The organism is Mesorhizobium sp. B2-6-4, assembly GCF_006441495.1.
Taxonomy (GTDB): Bacteria; Pseudomonadota; Alphaproteobacteria; order Rhizobiales; family Rhizobiaceae; genus Mesorhizobium.
Window position 1 is genome coordinate 103,735 of the sequence record NZ_VFUE01000016.1, and the last position, 18,510, is coordinate 122,244.

The 18,510-nt window shown below is 63.9% G+C and carries 20 protein-coding genes and 1 pseudogene; 10 read left to right on the top strand and 11 right to left on the bottom strand.

Translation table 11 applies throughout. The features are described 5' to 3' along the window. Positions 1-14: 14 nt before the first annotated feature. Complete coding sequence (locus FJ426_RS22040; protein WP_140500234.1) at positions 15-215, bottom strand: hypothetical protein; 201 nt, start codon at positions 213-215, stop codon at positions 15-17. A gap of 239 nt (positions 216-454) precedes the next feature. On the opposite strand from FJ426_RS22040, the gene grpE reads away from it, so the two are divergent. Beyond that, complete coding sequence (gene grpE, locus FJ426_RS22045; RefSeq protein WP_140549492.1) at positions 455-1,090, top strand: nucleotide exchange factor GrpE; 636 nt, start codon at positions 455-457, stop codon at positions 1,088-1,090. A gap of 123 nt (positions 1,091-1,213) precedes the next feature. Beyond that, the gene (locus FJ426_RS22050; RefSeq protein WP_140560243.1) at positions 1,214-1,846 is read left to right on the top strand and encodes a trimeric intracellular cation channel family protein; all 633 of its coding nucleotides are present in this window, start codon (positions 1,214-1,216) and stop codon (positions 1,844-1,846) included. 145 nt (positions 1,847-1,991) lie between these two features. Here the strand turns inward: FJ426_RS22050 and FJ426_RS22055 are convergent, their stop codons facing one another. The 6 genes from FJ426_RS22055 to FJ426_RS22080 form a co-directional block, all read right to left on the bottom strand. Then, positions 1,992-2,879, bottom strand: coding sequence for a GNAT family N-acetyltransferase (locus FJ426_RS22055; protein WP_140500229.1), 888 nt, complete (start codon positions 2,877-2,879; stop codon positions 1,992-1,994). A gap of 183 nt (positions 2,880-3,062) precedes the next feature. Further along, positions 3,063-5,372, bottom strand: coding sequence for a PAS domain-containing hybrid sensor histidine kinase/response regulator (locus FJ426_RS22060; protein WP_140500227.1), 2,310 nt, complete (start codon positions 5,370-5,372; stop codon positions 3,063-3,065). 85 nt (positions 5,373-5,457) lie between these two features. Further along, positions 5,458-6,450: an MDR family oxidoreductase gene (locus FJ426_RS22065; RefSeq protein WP_140500225.1), complete on the bottom strand. Its 993-nt coding sequence runs from the start codon at positions 6,448-6,450 to the stop codon at positions 5,458-5,460. A gap of 62 nt (positions 6,451-6,512) precedes the next feature. After that, complete coding sequence (gene lspA, locus FJ426_RS22070) at positions 6,513-7,001, bottom strand: signal peptidase II (RefSeq protein WP_140500223.1); 489 nt, start codon at positions 6,999-7,001, stop codon at positions 6,513-6,515. A 13-nt stretch (positions 7,002-7,014) separates the two neighbouring features. Then, entirely contained in the window at positions 7,015-7,875 is an 861-nt protein-coding gene (locus FJ426_RS22075; RefSeq protein WP_140560244.1) for an RNA methyltransferase, read from the bottom strand. Further along, on the bottom strand, positions 7,875-8,960 hold the full coding sequence (locus tag FJ426_RS22080; protein WP_140560245.1) for a class I SAM-dependent rRNA methyltransferase: 1,086 nt from the start codon (positions 8,958-8,960) through the stop codon (positions 7,875-7,877). The genes FJ426_RS22075 and FJ426_RS22080 overlap by 1 nt, the downstream gene beginning before the upstream one ends. A 134-nt stretch (positions 8,961-9,094) precedes the next feature. On the opposite strand from FJ426_RS22080, the gene FJ426_RS22085 reads away from it, so the two are divergent. The 3 genes and pseudogenes from FJ426_RS22085 to FJ426_RS22095 form a co-directional block, all read left to right on the top strand. Continuing rightward, complete coding sequence (locus tag FJ426_RS22085) at positions 9,095-9,781, top strand: YafY family protein (protein WP_140560246.1); 687 nt, start codon at positions 9,095-9,097, stop codon at positions 9,779-9,781. Between the two features lie 102 nt (positions 9,782-9,883). Beyond that, a complete protein-coding gene (locus FJ426_RS22090) occupies positions 9,884-10,279 on the top strand; it encodes a VOC family protein (RefSeq protein ID WP_140513758.1) in 396 nt (131 codons plus the stop codon). Further along, positions 10,276-10,683: pseudogene (locus FJ426_RS22095) on the top strand (EVE domain-containing protein); the annotation flags it as partial. The gene FJ426_RS22090 and the pseudogene FJ426_RS22095, both read left to right, overlap by 4 nt. Before the next feature lie 24 nt (positions 10,684-10,707). Here FJ426_RS22095 and FJ426_RS22100 read toward each other — a convergent pair. The 4 genes from FJ426_RS22100 to sppA form a co-directional block, all read right to left on the bottom strand. Next, positions 10,708-11,673: an ornithine cyclodeaminase family protein gene (locus FJ426_RS22100; RefSeq protein WP_140513757.1), complete on the bottom strand. Its 966-nt coding sequence runs from the start codon at positions 11,671-11,673 to the stop codon at positions 10,708-10,710. Between the two features lie 54 nt (positions 11,674-11,727). Continuing rightward, entirely contained in the window at positions 11,728-12,060 is a 333-nt protein-coding gene (locus FJ426_RS22105; RefSeq protein WP_140500210.1) for a DUF1049 domain-containing protein, read from the bottom strand. 53 nt (positions 12,061-12,113) lie between these two features. Further along, positions 12,114-12,398, bottom strand: a complete 285-nt coding sequence (locus FJ426_RS22110) for an integration host factor subunit beta (RefSeq protein ID WP_006200394.1) — start codon at positions 12,396-12,398, stop codon at positions 12,114-12,116. Between the two features lie 80 nt (positions 12,399-12,478). Further along, positions 12,479-13,435, bottom strand: coding sequence for a signal peptide peptidase SppA (gene sppA / locus FJ426_RS22115; protein ID WP_140522514.1), 957 nt, complete (start codon positions 13,433-13,435; stop codon positions 12,479-12,481). Positions 13,436-13,818: 383 nt separating this feature from the next. On the opposite strand from sppA, the gene lptC reads away from it, so the two are divergent. The 5 genes from lptC (at position 13,819) to raiA (ending at position 18,486) form a co-directional block, all read left to right on the top strand. Continuing rightward, positions 13,819-14,532 (top strand): LPS export ABC transporter periplasmic protein LptC, encoded by a 714-nt coding sequence (lptC, locus tag FJ426_RS22120; protein ID WP_140560247.1) that lies wholly within the window; start codon positions 13,819-13,821, stop codon positions 14,530-14,532. Next, positions 14,519-15,103 (top strand): LptA/OstA family protein, encoded by a 585-nt coding sequence (locus FJ426_RS22125; RefSeq protein ID WP_140560248.1) that lies wholly within the window; start codon positions 14,519-14,521, stop codon positions 15,101-15,103. The genes lptC and FJ426_RS22125 overlap by 14 nt, the downstream gene beginning before the upstream one ends. Beyond that, positions 15,103-15,921: an LPS export ABC transporter ATP-binding protein gene (gene lptB, locus FJ426_RS22130; protein ID WP_140500202.1), complete on the top strand. Its 819-nt coding sequence runs from the start codon at positions 15,103-15,105 to the stop codon at positions 15,919-15,921. Before FJ426_RS22125 ends, lptB begins: the two co-directional genes overlap by 1 nt. A 195-nt stretch (positions 15,922-16,116) precedes the next feature. Continuing rightward, entirely contained in the window at positions 16,117-17,643 is a 1,527-nt protein-coding gene (gene rpoN, locus FJ426_RS22135) for an RNA polymerase factor sigma-54 (RefSeq protein WP_140558403.1), read from the top strand. Between the two features lie 264 nt (positions 17,644-17,907). Then, positions 17,908-18,486 (top strand): ribosome-associated translation inhibitor RaiA, encoded by a 579-nt coding sequence (gene raiA, locus FJ426_RS22140; RefSeq protein ID WP_140500197.1) that lies wholly within the window; start codon positions 17,908-17,910, stop codon positions 18,484-18,486. The last annotated feature ends 24 nt before the right edge of the window (positions 18,487-18,510 follow it).

Below are 18,510 nucleotides of genomic sequence, written 5' to 3' on the forward strand. Positions count from 1 at the left end.
TCCGGTCACATGCATCAATGGCGCGCGCCGCCAGCCATGCTGTTTTCCAGGCCGTCGAGACGTTCGAGCTGGTCCCGGAAGCGGTCGGGAATGTCTTTCTCGGCGCGAAAGGCCGGCAGCGCATGCAGAAAGCGTCTCACCGCCGCCGTGCCTAGCTGGCGCCGGATTTCGGCGGCGATCCGATCTTTCTTTTCGCCCTTGTCGCGGGGTGTCATTTCAAAAATCCTGTGTCGGTTCGAAAATCCTCCAGCCAGCAAATGGTTCCCCGATCGCGCCGCCGGGGCAAGCAAAGGTGGAAGCTATGGTAAAGTTTGAATTAAAATCGAAGCATCGCACTGATCGCCATTCGGTTTGAACGGCTGGGCGCGTGCCTTCGCTTACCCCTTGATTTTTGCCCACCAAACCTCGATATCGGGCTCAAAATCCACACTATTCGAGATGATGGGAAACGGCGATGAGCGACCAGGCAAAAGACGAACGCGCGCCCGACGAAATTGAGGCGACCGAAGCCAATGCCGAGCGCACGGAAGGTGGCGTCGATGGCGATTATGAAGCGGTTGTGCGGCTCCTGAAGGAGAATGAAGAGCTGAAGGACAGGGCGCTTCGCGTTGCGGCCGAGATGGAGAACCTGCGTCGCCGCACCGCGCGCGACGTGCATGACGCGCGTACCTATGCGGTCGCGAACTTCGCCCGCGACATGCTGTCGGTTTCGGACAATCTGCGCCGCGCGCTGGACGCTATTCCCGCCGAGGCCAAGGCGTCCGGCGATGCGGGTTTCAAGGCGCTGATCGACGGCGTCGATCTCACCGAGCGTGCCATGCTGTCCGCACTGGAGCGGCACGGCGTCAAGAAGCTCGCGCCGGAAGGCGAGAAGTTCGATCCCAATTTCCACCAGGCCATGTTCGAAGTGCCCAATCCCGATGTGCCGGCCAACACGGTGGTGCAGGTCGTGCAGCCGGGCTATTCGATCGGGGAGCGGGTGCTGCGCCCGGCCATGGTCGGCGTTGCCAAGGGCGGCCCGAAACTCGCCGCTGGCGAAGCGCCGGTCGAGCCGGGGCCCGTCAACGAGCAGGCGGAGAAGGACGCGTAGTTAGGGGAATAGGGAATAGGGAATAGGGCAAGGCAGTAAGGCAGTAAGGGGCGTATCAACAGTACGGCTTCGTGCTAAACATACTTCCCTACTCCCCTGCTGCCTTACTCCCTGGTCCCGCCCTTGAACCCCATCGCGCTTCTCGACTATGCCGGCGTTGCGGTCTTCGCGGCGACAGGTGCGCTTGCCGCGTCGCGCAAGCAGCTCGACGTTATCGGCTTCCTTTTCCTGGCGTGCGTCACCGGCATCGGCGGCGGCACTCTTCGCGACGTCATCCTTAACCTGCCGGTTTTCTGGATCGCCAATTCCAGCTATGTGCTGATCTGCGCGGCGGTTTCGGTGCTGGTGTTTTTCAGCGCGCACCGTGTCGAATCCCGCTGGAAGTGGCTGCTCTGGCTCGACGCCGTCGGGCTAGCCGCTTTTTCGGTGATGGGTGCGGCCAAAGGGTTGGCCATCACCGGTTCGCCGGTCGTTTCCGTCATCACCGGCGTGCTGACCGCCACATTCGGCGGCATCCTGCGCGACGTGCTGGCAGGGGAGCCTTCGGTGCTGCTGAGGCCGGAAATCTATGTTACGGCCGCCCTGGTTGGCGCGTCGATCTTCACATTGGGCGATGTCGCCGGACTGCCGCAGATCGTGTCAGGCTTGGCCGGTTTCGCCGCGGCATTCGCCGTGCGCGGCGGCGCGCTCAAATTCGGCTGGTCGTTTGCGTCCTACAAGAGCCGGCCCGGCAGGCGGCCGGAGGATATTTCGTGAGAGAAGGGATTAGGGAGTAGTGAGTAGTGAGTAGTGAGTAGTGAGTAGTGAGTAGGGTTAATCAGTAGATGTAAATTATGATGTCTTCACTACTGACTACTGACTACTGACTACTGACTACTGACTACTGACTACCGACTACTACTCACGCCGCAAAACGCTGCGCTTCCCCGCCGTAATAATTGACGTAGCGGGCGCCGATCTCCTTGACCGGCATCACCACGAACACATCGACCGTCGAGAATTCACGATCGATGACGCAGCCGTCGCCGATGCGGGCGCCGACCCTGAGATAGCCCTTGACCAAGGGCGGCATCGCAGCGATCGCTGCCTTGGCATTGACCGCCTCGATCGGCATCAGGTCCATGGAACAATAGCGGCCTGCGACGGCGCGCACGTCCCAAGCCGAATTCGTGCGGCAGTGATGCGCCAGATAGGTGAGCGCCTCGGCATGGGCCGCCGGCACCGTGCCCTGGAAAGACGCACAGCCGGTCATCACGCCAATGCCGTAGTGGTTGATGTAGGCCCAGATGCCTTGCCACAACGCCTCGATGGTGCGCTTCGAACGGTATTCCGGCAGGACGCAGGAGCGGCCGAGCTCGAGAAAGCGCTGGCCGGGGTGACGGGCGATGAGCTTGGTCAGCTCGAACTCGCCTTCGGAATAGAAGCCGCCGGCGGCCGCAGCGATTTCTTGCCGCAGCAGCCGGTAGGTCCCGACGATGCGGCGATGTTCGGGGCCGGAAAGCGAGGTATCGAAGACGAGCAGGTGATCGCAGTGCGGATCGAAGCGGTCGGCATCACGGCGGTCCTGCACCTGAAACAGGTTCTTCCTGGCGCCAAGCTCGTCGTAGAATACCCGGTAGCGCACTTCCTGCGCGGCCGCGATCTCGGCCTCGTTGCGGGCCAGCCGCACTTCGAGGTTGCCGATACGGCCGAGCGCTGCGCCCTTTGTGACGGAATCGACATTGCGCCCGGCAAGCAAGGCGCCGCCGGCGTTCGGCCGAGTGTCACATTCCGGCATAACTGTATGCACGAGTGATTCTCCTTCGAGCCATCCCTCTTGGCACGGGGATACGGTGTAGGTGCAACAGGATTGTGACAGTACCGTGATACGGCGTCGCGGGCAATACTTCGTCGGCTGGCGAATACGGTCAACCGGCTACGTTATGCAAAAGCAAGGTGGCGCCGCTCGGCAGGAGATTGAAGAAAAAAAGTCTCAGGCGGCGACCTGCCCCTCGATGGCGTCGACCAGTGCATCGGGGTCGAGCGGCTTGGTGACAAAGCCGCTGGCGCCGTGGGCGAGCACCGCATGGCGGGTCTTTTCCTGGCTGTCGGCCGACAGCACCATGATGGGCACTGGCGGCACGGCCGTCTCCTCCTCATGGCGGCGGATGGCGGCGATGGCGTCCATCCCATCCATCACCGGCATGTGCAGGTCCATCAGCACCACGTCGAAGCGGTGTTTGTGTCCGGCACCGGTAACGGCCTCGACCGCCGCCTTGCCGTTGCCGACAACCTTGACGCGATGACCGGCCTTCAGCAGCGTGGCGCGAGCGAGCATGGCGTTGATGTCATTGTCCTCGGCGATCAGCACCGACAGGCCACGCTGGCGATCACTGGCGGCGCGAAGCGCCGGCGGGTGGGGCTTTTCCGGCCGTGTCGGGGCAAGCGCCGGCGCATGACTGCTCAGAAGCACACGCAAAAGTGTTCCGCCTCGCACCGGTCTGGCGAGGAAGGTCGCGTAGCCGCTGGCGCGGAACTCGCCGAGCATGCCGCGATCGGTCGGGGCGATCAGCGTGATGGCTTCGCAATCGGAAAAACCGCTTTGGCGCAGCCGCTTGAGCAGTCTTCCGTCGCCCTCTTCCATGGCCGCGTCGACCAGCAGCACGTCGCAATCGCCGGAGAACGATGCCGCCTGCGCCACGGTGGTGGCGATATCGACCGCGCCGCCATTGGCGCGGATGCTGCGGGCGATGGCGTCGGCCTCGACGATATTTCTCGACAGGATTACCGCGTGCCTGCCCTGAAGCGCGTCCACCCGGCCCGGTGGTGGCTCGCTCGCGGAGATGGCCGGGATATCGAAGACGAATTCCGAACCCTGACCCAACCGGCTGGAGACGGAAATCGTGCCGCCCATGGCGGTCACCAGGCGCTTGGAGATGGCAAGACCGAGACCGGCTCCGCCATGCGCGCGCGTCGAGGTGCCGTCGGCCTGCTCGAACTCCTCGAAAATGCGCTCCATGTCGTCTTCATGCAGGCCTGGCCCGGTATCCGCGATGGTGAAGCATATGCGGTCGGTGGTTTCAGTGCGGGCGCGCGCTATACTCACCAGCACCCCGCCGCTGTCGGTGAACTTGATGGCGTTGCCGATCAGGTTGAGCAGCACCTGCCTGACCCGGCCCGGATCTGCGGTGATCAATTGCGGCACGTCGGGCTCGACATGGCAGCCGAGGCCGATATCCTTGGAGAAGGCGCGCGCGGCGAGGAGCTCGACAACGTTGTCGGCGATCTCGCGCACCGACATTGGCTGCGGTTCGGGATCGAAGCGTCCCGCCTCGATCTTGGAATAGTCGAGCAGGTCCTCGATGAGGGCCAGCAGCGCGCTGGCCGAGGTCGAAATGGCGCCGACATAGGTCTGCTGCTCCGGCGACAGGCTGGTATCGGCCAACAGCCTGGCCATGCCCATGATGCCGTTCATCGGCGTGCGGATTTCATGGCTGACGGTGGCGAGGAAGCGCGATTTGGCCTGGCTTGCGTATTCGGCCCGCTCGCGCGCGGTGATCAGCGAGGATTCGGCACGCTTGCGGGCGGTGATGTCGCGGGCGATGGCGCGATGCGAGACAGAACCGCTGTCCTTGTCGCGCACCGACAGTTCGATCCACGAGAACCAGCGCGAACCGCCAGGGGTGCGGATGGCGACGTCGGTGGAACTCAGGCATTCATGGTCGGAAAAGGCGGCGTCGGGAACGATACCGACTTCGATGCCAAGTTCCGCCAGGGTCTTGCCGGCGAGGTCGCGCTGATCGACCTCGACGAGATCGGCGAACACCTTGTTGGCATAGACGATATAGCCGTCGCGGTCGCGATGAATGACGAGATCGCCAAGCGCGTCGATCAGGCCGCGAAAGCGCTCTTCGCTCTCCTGCATCTCCCACATGCGATCGGCCAGCGTCTCGATCTCGGCACGGCTGCGAGCCGTGGTTTCATCAAGCAGCGCGGCGGTGCGGTATTCGTTCCTTCTGGCGCGCAGGTGCAGGCCGAAGCCGGCAAGGCCGGTCGCCAGCAAAGCGAGGCTGATGAAGATCGGCGCGCCGGTCAGGTGGGTCAACCCCGCCAGCATGATGATGGCGACGAAGGTCAGCAGCGGCAAGCCTTCGCGGCCGGCCAATCGCGGCTCATTCCTGGCCTGTTGCGGCTCAGGCGCCAGCGGCGGTGCGGCGACGAACCGCCGCGCCGACGCCGGCGGGGGTACCGCATCGACGTCTTCGCCAGTCTCCGCTTCCTGGATGCCGGATTCCGCGACCATGCGAAAACCCTACCGGACAGAAATTATGGAAGCCTGCGGGGGATCGTTCGAATTTTAGCGGATAGGTTGTTTTACCCCGGCGAACTCACTGCATGTCTACGACGACGCGGCCGCGGATCTTGCCGTCGACGATGTCGCGCGCGGCGTCGATGATGTTGTCGAAGCCGATGGTCGTGGACAGGCTGGCGAGCTTGCGCAGATCCAGGTCGGCGCCGATGCGGCGCCAGGCCTCGAGCCGCACCGGTTTCGGCGCCATCACCGAATCGATGCCGAGCAGCGAAACGCCGCGCAGGATGAAAGGTGCCACGCTCGACGGCAGGTCCATGCCGCCGGCCAGGCCGCAGGCCGCGACGGCACCGCCATAGGAGGTCATAGAGAGCACATTGGCCAGTGTGTGGCTGCCGACGGAATCGATGCCGCCCGCCCAACGCTCCTTGGCGAGCGGCTTGGTCGGCTGGCTGAGTTCGTCGCGCGATATCACCTCCGCGGCGCCAAGATCGATGAGATACGGGCTTTCGGCATTGCGCCCTGTCGAGGCAATGACGTGATAGCCCAGGCTGGACAGGATGGAGACCGCGACCGAGCCGACGCCGCCGGCCGCGCCCGTCACCACCACGGGCCCGCGATCGGGCACGATGCCGTGCCGCTCCAGTGCCATGACGCACAGCATTGCGGTATAGCCGGCGGTGCCGACCGCCATCGCGTCATGCGCGCTGATGCCGTCGGGGAGCGGCACCAGCCAGTCGCCGTTGACGCGGGCGCGCCCGGCATAGGCGCCAAAATGCGTCTCGCCGACACCCCAGCCGTTCAGGATGACCTTGTCTCCCTTGCGCCAGTCGGGATGGGAAGAGGATAAGACCGTTCCGGCGAAATCGATGCCTGGCACCAAGGGCCAGCGGCGAATGACCGGCGCCTTGCCTGATATTGCGAGCCCATCCTTGTAGTTCACCGTCGTCGCTTCGACTGCGACGGTGACGTCACCGTCCATGAGATCGGCTTCGGTGAGGTCGGTCACCGCCACCGACTGTTTCTTTTCGGCGTCGCGCGAAACGAGGATGGCTTTGAAGGTTTCGGGCATTTTTCTCTCCTCGATCTATCGACGTTTGGACTCTGCTGCGGCGGCCGCGCCGGGTCAATCGGTCAGGCGTCGGGACCCTGGGGCTTGGGCTGGCGCCGCCAGCCCAAAACTTCGTCAAGCACGACCAGCGCGGCGCCGACCGAAATGAAGGCATCGGCGAGATTGAACACGGCGAAGGACCAGACCGGAGTGTGGAACAGGATGTAGTCGATGACGTGGCCGTAGACGGCGCGGTCGATCAGATTGCCGAGCGCGCCACCGATGATCAGGGCAAAGCCGGTGCGGGCAATAACATGGCCCGCTGGCGTGTGCGTGGCCAGATAGAGCACGAAGGCGACGACGAGAACGGCGATGATCACCAGCCCGGTATCGCCGAAGGATGAGAACATCGAGAAGGCGATGCCGGTATTATAGGTGCGAAACAGCGCCAGGAAGGGCAGGAGATCGAGCTTTTCCTGAAAGGGAAGGCCGATCTCGACCAAATGTTTTATCCACTGGTCGAGCGCGATCGCCGCGACGACCAGCAGCGCATAGGGAGACCATGATTTCACGATTGGGCAACCCTCATTGCGGATCCACCATTGGATCCAGCTTCAGCGCGCCGCGGCGGATCTCGAACAGCATGACGCCGGTGGCGACGGCAAGATTGAGCGAATCGGCTCGGCCTGCCTGCGGAATCCTGAGCAGCCTGTCGCAACTCGCCGCCAGGCTTTCGGGCAGGCCTTGCTGTTCATTGCCCATCATCAGCAGCACCGGCCCCCGGGAAAAATCGACCGAGCGGTAGTCGACCGCGCCTTTGAGGTGCGTGCCGGCGACGAGGCCAGAAAACCCGCCGCGCCAGGCGAGGAATGCGTCGGTCGTCGCCTTGGCCACCGGAACGGCGAAGATCGAGCCCATGGTGGCGCGCACCGTCTCCACCGAAAAGGGATCGGTGGTGTCTCCGACCAGGATCACGCCCTTCGCGCCTACGGCGTCCACCGTGCGGATGACGGTGCCGAGATTGCCGGGATCACGCACCCGGTCGAGCGCCACCCAGACATCGCCATTGTCGGCGCGGATATCCTTCAGGGCCAGGAATTTCTGCGAGAAAACGCCGATCACCATTTGCGGATTGTCGCGGCGGGTTATGGCGACAAGCACTTTTTCCGAGACTTCAAGCACCGTGCCGCCGGAAGCCACCGTGCGCGCAGCGACCTTCTCCACCGCCGCGTTGCCGCGTCCGGCCTTGGCGAAGACCAGGGTCCTGATATGCCAGCCGAGGTCGAGCGCATCGATGACCAGCTTCAGTCCCTCGGCCATGAAGGCGTTCTGCTGGTCGCGGAATTTTTTCAAGGCTAGCGCCTTGATGTCCTTGACCAGCGGATTGGCGAGGCTGGTGACCTCTTTCACCTGCCCGACCGGACGGGCGCCGTCATATCCACTCATCAGGCCACCCAGCGCGAGAACAGCGAGGTCGACAGCGCGCGGCCCGCCGATTTTTCGCGGATGATCAATTCGCCCGATTCAACCCTGCCGCCCATGCCGGCAAAGGTGTCGCGCATGAGGGCATGGATGGCGAAGAAGGAGGCGCGGATCGAATAAGCGGTCAGCACCACGGCAAGCGGTTTCGGGGTCAGGATCGATCGGCAGAGATTGGTCAATGCCGGCAGGTCCTCGAACAACTGCCAGACCTCGCCCTTGGGGCCGCGGCCATAGGCGGGCGGGTCGAACAGAACGATGTCATAGCGGCTGCCGCGGCGCTCCTCGCGCTCGGCGAATTTCACCGCGTCCTCGACGATCCAGCGGATCGGCTTGTTGCCAAGTCCGGCCATCTCCTGGTTTTCGCGGGCCCAGCCGATCGCCTTTTTCGAGGCATCGACATGGGTGACCTCGGCGCCGGCGCGCGCCGCCACCAGCGAGGCAAGGCCGGTATAGCCGAACAGATTGAGCACCTTGACCGGCCGCCTGGCCGCCGCGATCAGTCCGGCCATGTGATCCCAGTGCGAGGCCTGCTCGGGAAACACGCCGACGTGGCGAAACGAGGTGAAGCGGCCGAGATAGTCGATGCCGTCGTGCTTCATAGGCCAGGTCTCGCCGAGCGGCGTCCCGGGGAAGCGCCAGCGGCCAATGCCTTCCTCGTCGGTATCGCCGGTGAAGACAGCGTCGGCGCGGTCCCATTCCCTTGCCGGTAGCGCCTTCTGCCAGATCGCCTGGCCCTCTGGGCGGACGATCCGATAAGGACCGTATTGTTCGAGCTTCTGGCCGGCGCCGCTGTCGAGCAGCGCATAGTCGCCATTCGGCGCCACTTCGAGGATCAGCGGAATCTGTTCGGCCGGAAGAGCGCCGTCGCGACGGGCCAGAATGCGGGGCGCCGACTTCGGTTCGGGGCGCTCGTCGGCCCTGGCGTCGGGCCGCTCATGCGGCTTGGCGTCCGGCCGGGCCGTTCCACGACCTTCATGCGGACGCACCCGTTGCGCACCGCTTTTTGCGGGCGGACGGCTGTCGCGGCGTTTGTCGCGAAAAGATTTCAAGCAGGAGCATCTCCGAGGCGTGGCCGCTTTTGACATAGGGCAACCGGCTTCGCAACCAAGTCCGCCGCGCAAGCGTCGCCTGATCATGTCGGCTTGCGATGGACCAATATCAAAGAAACAGGCAAATCTTCGATATGTCCCGCTCCGAACGCCTGCTCGACCTGATCCAGACATTGCGCCGGCATCGCATGCCGGTGAGCGGGCAGTCGCTCGCCGACGAACTCGGGATTTCAATTCGCACGCTTTACCGGGACATCGCAACGCTGCAGGGCCAGGGGGCGCCGATCGAGGGCGAGGCGGGGCTCGGCTATGTGCTGAAGCCCGGATTCATGCTGCCGCCGTTGATGTTCAGCGACGAGGAGATCGAGGCAATTGTGCTCGGTTCGCGCTGGGTCGCCAAGCAGCCGGATTCGCGGCTTTCGTCAGCGGCCGTCAACGCGCTTGCCAAGATCGCGTCGGTGCTGCCTGAGGATCTGCGCGAGGATCTCGACGCCACCACACTGCTGGTCGGGCCGCCCGCCCCGACTGTTGAAAGCATCGATCTCGGCCTGGTGCGGCAGGCGATCCGCAACGAGCGCAAGCTGGACTTCTTCTATCGCGATGCCGGTGGCGCGGGCTCGCGGCGCATCGTGTGGCCGTTCGCGCTTGGTTTCTTCGACAAGGTGCGGGTCGTGGTGGCGTGGTGCGAAATACGGCAGGATTTCCGGCATTTTCGCGCCGACCGCATAGCCGAGCTCAAGACGACGGATCTGCGCTATCCGCGCCGCCGTCAGGCGCTGCTGAAGGAATGGCGGGCAACGCTCGACACCCCACGGCGTTAGCGGTGTGTAAGCTGTCCAGGGCGCCTTTCGTGACGGATACTGCCAGAATCTGACAGTGATGCGCTTTATATCTGTCCCGGTCGAAACCCCTGGAGAACAGACATGGTCACCCCCAATTTCGTCATCCTCTACGTCGACCAGCCGCAGCGTAGCGGCGCCTTCTACAGCGCGCTGCTCGGCCGCGAGCCGGTCGAAAGCGCGCCGACATTCGTGCTGTTCGTGCTCGACAACGGTTTCAAACTCGGTCTCTGGTCGAGGCATACGGTGGAACCGGCGGCGGCAGCGACCGGTGGCGGCGCCGAGATCGTCTTTGCCCTGGATACGCCCGAGGCAGTCGATGCCGCCCATGCCGACTGGTCCGGACGTGGGCTGAAAATCCTGCAGGCGCCGACCGACATGGATTTCGGCCGCACCTTCGTTGCGCTCGATCCCGACAACCATCGCCTGCGGGTCTACTGGCTGTCGGACGGGCAGCAGGCCGACGGGGAGCAGGAATGAGCGCGTATTGGATCGCGGTGGCGTCGGCGCAGCACGTCCGGCGCGGCCGCGAGGGCGGCTTTATGCAGGTCAACCACGGCAAGGCGGCGCCGCTGCGGCGGATGCAGCCCGGGGACGGCATTGTTTATTATTCGCCGACAACGATTTTGGGCGAGAAAGACGGGCTGCGGGCGTTCACGGCGATCGGCACGGTACGGGAGGGAGAACCCTATCAAGGCGACATGGGCGGCGGCTTCACGCCCTTTCGCCGCGACGTCGACTGGGCGGCGGCCGGGGAAGCGCCGATCAAGCCATTGCTCGACAGGCTGGACTTCACGGCCGGCAAGCCGAATTGGGGGTATCAACTGCGCTTCGGCCTGTTCTCGATAAGCGCGGCCGATTTCGCCGTAATCGCCGAAGCTATGGCGCTAACCAGCCGGGACAGTAAGCTAGGTCCTGAGCGCCTTGTAGACGGCAATGCCGGCGGCAAGGTCCTCGAGCGCGGCGCCGACCGACTTGAACAGCGTGATCTCGTCGGCGCTCCGGCGCCCTTGCTTCTGACCGCGCGCCAGCTCGTACAGGTCGGCTATGATGGCTTCCGGTTTCAGCACGCCCGAAGCGAGCGGTATGACGATGTCGCCCGCCTCCTTCGTGGCGCCGGCGCGGGTGTCGACATAGACGCGGGCGCGCCTTATCGCCTCGTCGTCGCTTTCGCGCATTGTCGGGGTGAAGCCGCCGACCATGTCGACATGGCTACCCGGCTTCAGGCGGGCGCCCTTGATCAGCGGATCGGTGGCGATCGTCGCCGACGAGACGATATCGGCCTGGCCGAGCTCGGCGTCGAGATCGGTCGCTGCGCTCGCCGCGAAGCCCTCGGCGCGCAGTCCGGCGGCGACCTTCTCGGCGTTGTCCAAGGTGCGATTCCAGATGCGGATGGTCCTGATCGGCCGCACGGCGCAATGCGCCTTGGCGAGGAATGGCGACAGCGCACCGGCCCCGATCACCAGCAGCCGGGAAGCGTCTTCGCGCGCCAGATAGGATGCGGCGAGCGCCGAGGCGCAGGCCGTGCGCCATTGCGTCAGCCGCTGGCCGTCGATCAGGGCCTCCGGTTCGCCGGTGGCGCCGTTGAGCAGGAGATAGACCCCCATCACCGCCGGTTTGCCGATGGCATTGTTGTCGGGCGAGACGGTAACGATCTTGACGCCGATGTGTCCCCCGGCCGAGATGCCGGCTGCGTTGAAGTCGGTCCAGGCCGGCATCAGCAGCAAGGTCGAGGCCGCACCGTCCGGCCGTTCGACCGTGTGATGGTGCCGGACAGGTTGCACCGCGCCGTCACGGAAAGCCACGCGCAGCGTCTCCACTAGGCCCGGGAAGGTCAACGACTGGTCGACCTCTGCGGCCGAAATGGTCAGCATGGGAAACTCCGTGAAGAAAATCGCGGACCCGAGAACCCACAGCCCGTGCGGCGGTCAGTTGGTCGGCTTCGGCAGCACCGGTCCCTGCGGTGTCGACGGGGTGCGGCCGATCGCCTGGCGCAGGTTCTCGGCCTCGACGCCGCGCTGGCGCGCCAGCTTGCGGTAGCGTCCCTGCTTGACCCAGGTCGCCAGGCTGCCGACGACCATGCCGACGGCGAGGGCCAGGAACAGGAAGATGAACAGCGGCAAAGTGAGCGTCAGCGCCGGATTGCCGGGATTGAATGGATCCAGCGTGAAGGCGACGAGTTCGCGATTGGCGACGGCCAACGCGATCAGGATGATCGCCAGGGGCACGAAGACCACGATGAGCATGAAGCGATTGAGCATGATGTTTTCCGTCGGAAACCGACCTCCCGGGAAGGGCCGGTCTGGCGTCGCGCCTACTTTCCGCCATTCAGCCTTTCGCGCAGTTCCTTGCCGGTCTTGAAGAAAGGCACCCATTTCTCCTCGACCTCGACGGATTCACCAGTGCGCGGGTTGCGGCCGGTGCGGGCGGGGCGGTTTTTCACCGAAAAGGCGCCGAAGCCACGCAATTCGACCCGGTTGCCTTCGGCGAGCGCGTCGGTGATCTCGTCGAAAATCGCGCCGACGATGTTTTCAACGTCGCGCAGGAAAAGATGCGGATTGCGCGTGGCAATAATCTGCACAAGTTCGGACTTGATCATCGGACGGGTCCCCTGAAATCGGTGCGGTCGAAATTATGAGGATGATTTTGTTTGCTTTTTCATCCACCCCAAACGGCATCTCAAGGGTGCCAGACGGAAACGAGACCGTCAAGAAACAAGCGGTCGGCGCCAAGTTCATGGATGATATCGCCGCTGTAGTCCGGCAGGCCGAGCGCGCCGGCGATCGTGCGCACCATCGCTTTGGAAAACAGGAAGCCGCCGCGCCGCTCCGTGTCCTTCCATTCGACCACCTTGAGTTTCGAGTCGACGCCCTTGGTCGCCAGCCAGTCGATCGCCTCGGTCTCGCCGCCGACGGCGTCGATCAGGCCGTTGGCGACCCCTTGGCGACCGGTGAAGATCGATCCGTCGGCGAGCGCCAGCGCTTGCTCGCGGGTCATCTTGCGGCGTTCGGCGACGATGCCGACGAACCAGTCGTAGCTGTCGAGGATGAGCTTGCGGACCATGGCGCGCTCGTCGTCGTTGGTCGGCTTGAAAGGCGAGGGCGAGGCCTTGAGCGGCGAGGATTTCACTTCCTCCAGCTTGACGCCGAGCTTGTCCATCAGGCCGCTGACATCAGGATACTGGATCAACACGCCGATCGAGCCGACGATCGAGGTCTTGCGGGCGACGATGTGATCGGTGGCGCTCGCGATCATGTAGCCGGCCGACGCGGCGAGCGTGCCGACCTCGGCCGCGACAGGCTTGTCGGCGGCGAGCTTGCGCACCTCCTCATAGATCGATTCACCGCCGACGGTGGTACCGCCGGGGGAATCGATGGCGAGGATCACGCCTTTCACCCTCGGCGACTTGCGGATGGCTTCCAGCCGCTCGATCAGTTCGTCGTCCTCGGTTATGGTGCCTTCGATCCTGACCTTGGCGATATGATCGACGGCCGAGCCGCCGAAATCGTCGCGATAGAACCAGGCCGAGATCGCAATGACGCCGAGCGCAACGATGGCGATGGCCGCAGCGCGCCAGAAGGTCAGCTTACGCCGCAAGCGGCGGCGGTCGATCAGGTCGTCGGCTCTCAATGCCATGGTCAGCCTCACGGTCGATGGAAAGAGATGCTTTTAGACCATGACGTCCCGGTCTGGAAGCAGTTCCGTCTGCGCATGACGCGGCAATCCGCGCGCGGCGCACGCGAGGCAAGTGCGCGTCAGCGTCCGCCAAGACGTCGGTTTCGTGATTGGTCCGTGAAACGAACGGCAGATAAGGGGAGAGCCGATGGTAACGAAAAATGTACGCCAGACGTCTATTTCTGCTATGAAGCAGGGCTGTCGGTGTTGATCCGTTCTGATCTGCACGACAGCAACTGTCACATTTTCGCGGTTTTCGTCGGCTTGTGCTTGCTTGAAAGCGCCGACGTCCCACCTATAGGCGGTGTTGCCCGGCGGGGCAGGGGTTTTAGAAGAAAGCAGTTATGTTAGCGCGAACGAGTGAAGCGAGCAGCACCGAGACGGAGTTGGCTCCCCCGGCGGACGGCCCGGCGAGGGGGGACGCGTTCGATCGCGCACGGCGGCATTCGCGCCGGGTGCGCGTGCTCAAATTCGCCGTGCCGGTGCTGGCGGCGTTGATCGCCATTGCCTTCCCGGTCTATTCCTACCTCGCCGCACCGGTGTCCGTCGCGGTCCAGGCGGAAGGCACCGCCTTTTCCAACGGCAAGCTGGTGATGGCCAACCCCAAGCTCAACGGCTTCACCAAGCAGAAATTGCCCTATTCCATGACGGCATTGCGCGCCATACAGGACGTCAGCACGCAAGGCATCATCGAACTCGACGGCATCGACGCCAAGGTGCCGATCGCGGCCGACAATGTCGCTGCGATCAAAGCCACGCATGGCACCTACGATCGCGACGGCAATACGATGCACCTGACCAGCGACGTCACGATCGCCACGACCGACGGCCTTCAGGCCAAGTTCAAATCGGTCTTCCTCGACATGGGCAAAGGCACTATGAAGACGGATGACCCCGTGGACGTCAGCCGTGACGGGTCGCAGATCACCGCGAATTCCTTGTCGGTGCAGGACAATGGCAAGGTTCTGGTGTTCGAGAACAAGGTGCGCGTCAATATCGATCCCGCCAATCTGAAGGCGGCAGAGGCAAAGGGCGAAGAAGCGAATGTGGCTCATTAGTTCGACACGGCTTGCCGCCGCAGCTTCGGCGCTGCTCTTGCTGGGGCTTGCGCCGGCGCAGGCGCAATCCAGCGCCGAGAGCGCGTCCGGGCTCAAACTGTCGGGCGACAAGCCCATCCAGATCGAGAGCGACAAGCTGGAGGTCCGGCAGGCGGACAACGTCGCCGTGTTCACCGGCAACGTCACGGTCGTGCAGGGACCGACCCTGCTCAAGTCCGGCAAGATGATGGTCTACTACGTCAAGGACCCGAACGCGGCCGCAAAGGGGACGGAAGCAGCGGGAGCGGCGATGACCGGCTCCGCCAACATCGACCACCTTGAAGTCAGCGGAAAAGTTTACATCAAGTCGAATGACCAGATCGCGACCGGTGACAATGGCACCTTCGACATGAAGACGCAGGTGCTGGTCCTGTCCGGCAAGGAAGTGGTGCTGTCGCAAGGCCCCAATGTCCTCAAGGGCTGCAAGCTCACCGTGCAGATGAAGACTGGCCTCGCCAATGTCGACGGCTGCGGCGGACGTGTCATCATGTCGATGACGCCACCGCCGAAATCGGGAGCGACGAACCCCTGATGGCCAGCCTGTCGTCGCTGACGGCGCGTCTTCCGGGGCGGGCCGCCGGCAAGGTTTCGGCTCCGGCCACGGTCACCGCCGATAAGGCGAAGTTCAAGGGAACCTTGATCGCCAAGGGCCTGACCAAGAGCTACAAGGGTCGCAAGGTGGTCAGCGGCGTCACGCTCGGGGTGCGTGCCGGCGAGGCCGTCGGGCTGCTCGGTCCGAACGGTGCCGGCAAGACCACCTGTTTCTACATGGTCACCGGCCTGGTGCCGGTGGACGAGGGCACGATCGAGATCGACGGCTTCGATGTCACCTCCATGCCGATGTACCGGCGTGCTCGTCTGGGCATCGGATATCTGCCGCAGGAGGCCTCGATCTTCCGCGGCCTCAGCGTCGAGCAGAACATTCGCGCCGTGCTGGAAGTGGTCGAAAAGAGCCGCAAGGAGCGCGAGCGCAGCCTCGACGAACTGCTCGAGGAGTTCCACATCAGCCATCTGCGCAAGGCGCCATCGATGTCGCTTTCCGGCGGCGAACGTCGGCGCCTGGAGATCGCGCGTGCGCTGGCCACGCGCCCGGCCTACATGCTGCTCGACGAGCCTTTCGCCGGCATCGACCCGATTGCCGTCGCCGACATCCAGCAACTGGTGCGTCATTTGACGGCGCGCGGCATCGGCGTGCTCATCACCGATCACAATGTGCGCGAGACGCTCGGCCTGATCGACCGCGCCTACATCATCCATGCCGGCCAGGTGCTCACTCATGGCCGGGCCGATGAAGTGGTCGCAAATCCCGACGTGCGGCGGCTCTATCTGGGCGAGGGATTCACGCTTTGAGCGTGAAATTTGTTTCCTGACGCGATTTTTTGCCTGTCAGGGGCCGCTTTTTCGTGATTTTGCTCCGGGATAACGCTCCGGTAAGCGGGTTTTGCTAGCGTTTGCCTTGACAAGCAAAAGCCGGGCCAGTTTCTATCGGTTCGCGAAAATTCCTTCCGGCAGTCCGGATGCAGACGAGGCGTTTGAAACCGAACCATGGCGTTGGCGGCGAAACTACAGCTACGACAGTCGCAGTCGCTGGTGATGACGCCACAGCTGATGCAGTCGATCCGGCTGCTGCAGTTCACCCATGCCGAACTCGAGCACTTCATCGACGAGGAGATCGAGCGCAACCCGTTGCTGGAGCGCGCCGAGCCGCAGGACGACGCCGCCAGCGACCAGGCGCCGAGGACCGAGGCGGCACCGGAAACGGCCGACGACGGCGACTGGTTCGAGACCGAAGCGGGATGGAGCGCCGAGGCGATCTCGGAAAAGCTCGACACATCGCTGGAGAACCTGTTCCCGGACGACCCGGGCACCAGCGAGCGGCTCGGACCAGACCTCACGGCACAGTGGAAATCGGCGACCGGCAATGGCGGCACGTCCTCGTCCGAAGGCTTCGATGCCGGCGACATGGCGGCGACCGCGATCACGCTGCGCGATCATGTCAGCGAGCAGATCGCGCTCGCTTTCGCCGATCCGGCGGCGCGCCTGATCGCCGGCGAACTCGCGGACGGCCTCGACGAGACCGGCTATATGCGCGCCGATATGGCTGAGATAGCCTCGCGCCTTGGTAGCGGCGCCGACGCCGTGGCCAAGGTGCTGTCGGTGTGCCAGACCTTCGAGCCGGCCGGCCTGTTCGCCCGCGACCTTGCCGAATGCCTGTCGCTGCAACTTGCCGTGCGCGACAGGCTCGATCCGGCGATGAAGGCGCTGATTGCCAATCTCGAACTCCTGGCGCGCCGCGATTTCCACACGCTGAAGCGGATCTGCGGCGTCGACGAAGAGGACCTGCTGGACATGCTGGCCGAGATCCGGGCGCTCGATCCGCGGCCGGGCATGGCATTTTCGGGCGGCGCCAGCGACGCCGTCATTGCCGATGTCGAGGTGCGCGCGGCCAATGACGGCAGCTGGACGGTCGAGCTCAACGCCGAAACGCTGCCGCGCGTGCTGGTCGACCACATCTATTTCGCCCAGGTTTCGCCGCACGCCAAGAACCAGGCCGAAAAGGATTTCCTGGCCGAGTGCCTGCAGAACGCCAATTGGCTGACGCGCAGCCTCGATCAGAGGGCAAAGACCATTCTCAAGGTCGCATCGGAGATCGTGCGCCAGCAGGATGCCTTCCTCGTCCATGGCGTGCGCCAGCTGAAGCCGCTCAACCTGCGCACGGTGGCCGACGCCATAGGCATGCACGAATCGACCGTCAGCCGGGTCACCGCGAACAAGTACATGCTGACGCCGCGCGGCGTGTTCGAACTGCGCTATTTCTTCACCGCCTCGATCGCCTCGTCGGGCGGTGGCGAGGCGCATTCGTCGGAAGCGGTGCGTGACCGCATCAAGCAATTGATCGACGAGGAAAAAACCGTCGACGTCCTGTCCGACGACGCGATCGTCGACATGTTGCGCGAAAGCGGCGTCGATATCGCCAGGCGTACGGTCGCCAAATACAGGGAAGGCATGAATATCCCGTCCTCGGTGCAGCGCCGGCGCGAGAAGCGGGCCCTTGCCAGCGCCGGGCGCTAGGTTCGGCGATTTCCACAGGGTTCGTGCTTCATTGACAAGCTGCGGTGAAGTGGCTAGAAGCCCGCCCGCATGAGACGGGCTCGGCGCCCGCCAGCGGATGGTCCGTCACGACAATGGCCTAGGGATGGTCAAGAAGGCGGCTTGTGATCAACCGGAAAGTTTGGATTTAAATCGGCGCGAGTGACGCCGCAAAGCTTGTGCGCACGGACCACGAGTATAAACTCCGGCCAGTTTGAAGCCTGAGCAAGGAAGGTCAGTTTTCAGATGAATCTGCGCATATCGGGAAAACACATGGATATCGGCGATGCGTTCCGTACGCGCATCAACGATCGTGTCGGCGAGGCGATCGGCAAATATTTCGACCGCGGCTTTGCCGGACATGTCACCGTCATCAAATCGGGCTCGCGCTATTCGGCGGATTGCATGATCCGGCTGGATTCCGGCGCTTCGCTGCAGGCGACCGGCGATGCCCAGGACCCGACGCTGGCTTTCGAGGCCGCGGCGGATCGTCTGGAAACCCGGCTTCGGCGCTACAAGCGCCGGCTGAAATCGCACAATTCGGGCAATGGCGAGCTCACCGATATCGCCTACACGGTGATGGCGCCGCTCGCCGATGACGACGAGGACATTCCGGAGGATTTTGCGCCGGCCATCGTCGCCGAATCGACCATGACGCTGAAGACCATGTCGGTGGCGTCGGCGGTCATAGAACTCGACACAAAGGACAGTCCGGTCTTCGTCTTCCGCAACGCCGGAAACAATCACGTCAACATCGTCTATCGCCGGCCGGATGGGAACATCGGCTGGATCGATCCGTCCACGACCAAGGTCGCACAGGGATAAAACCGGCCGCACGAGGGGTGGGGA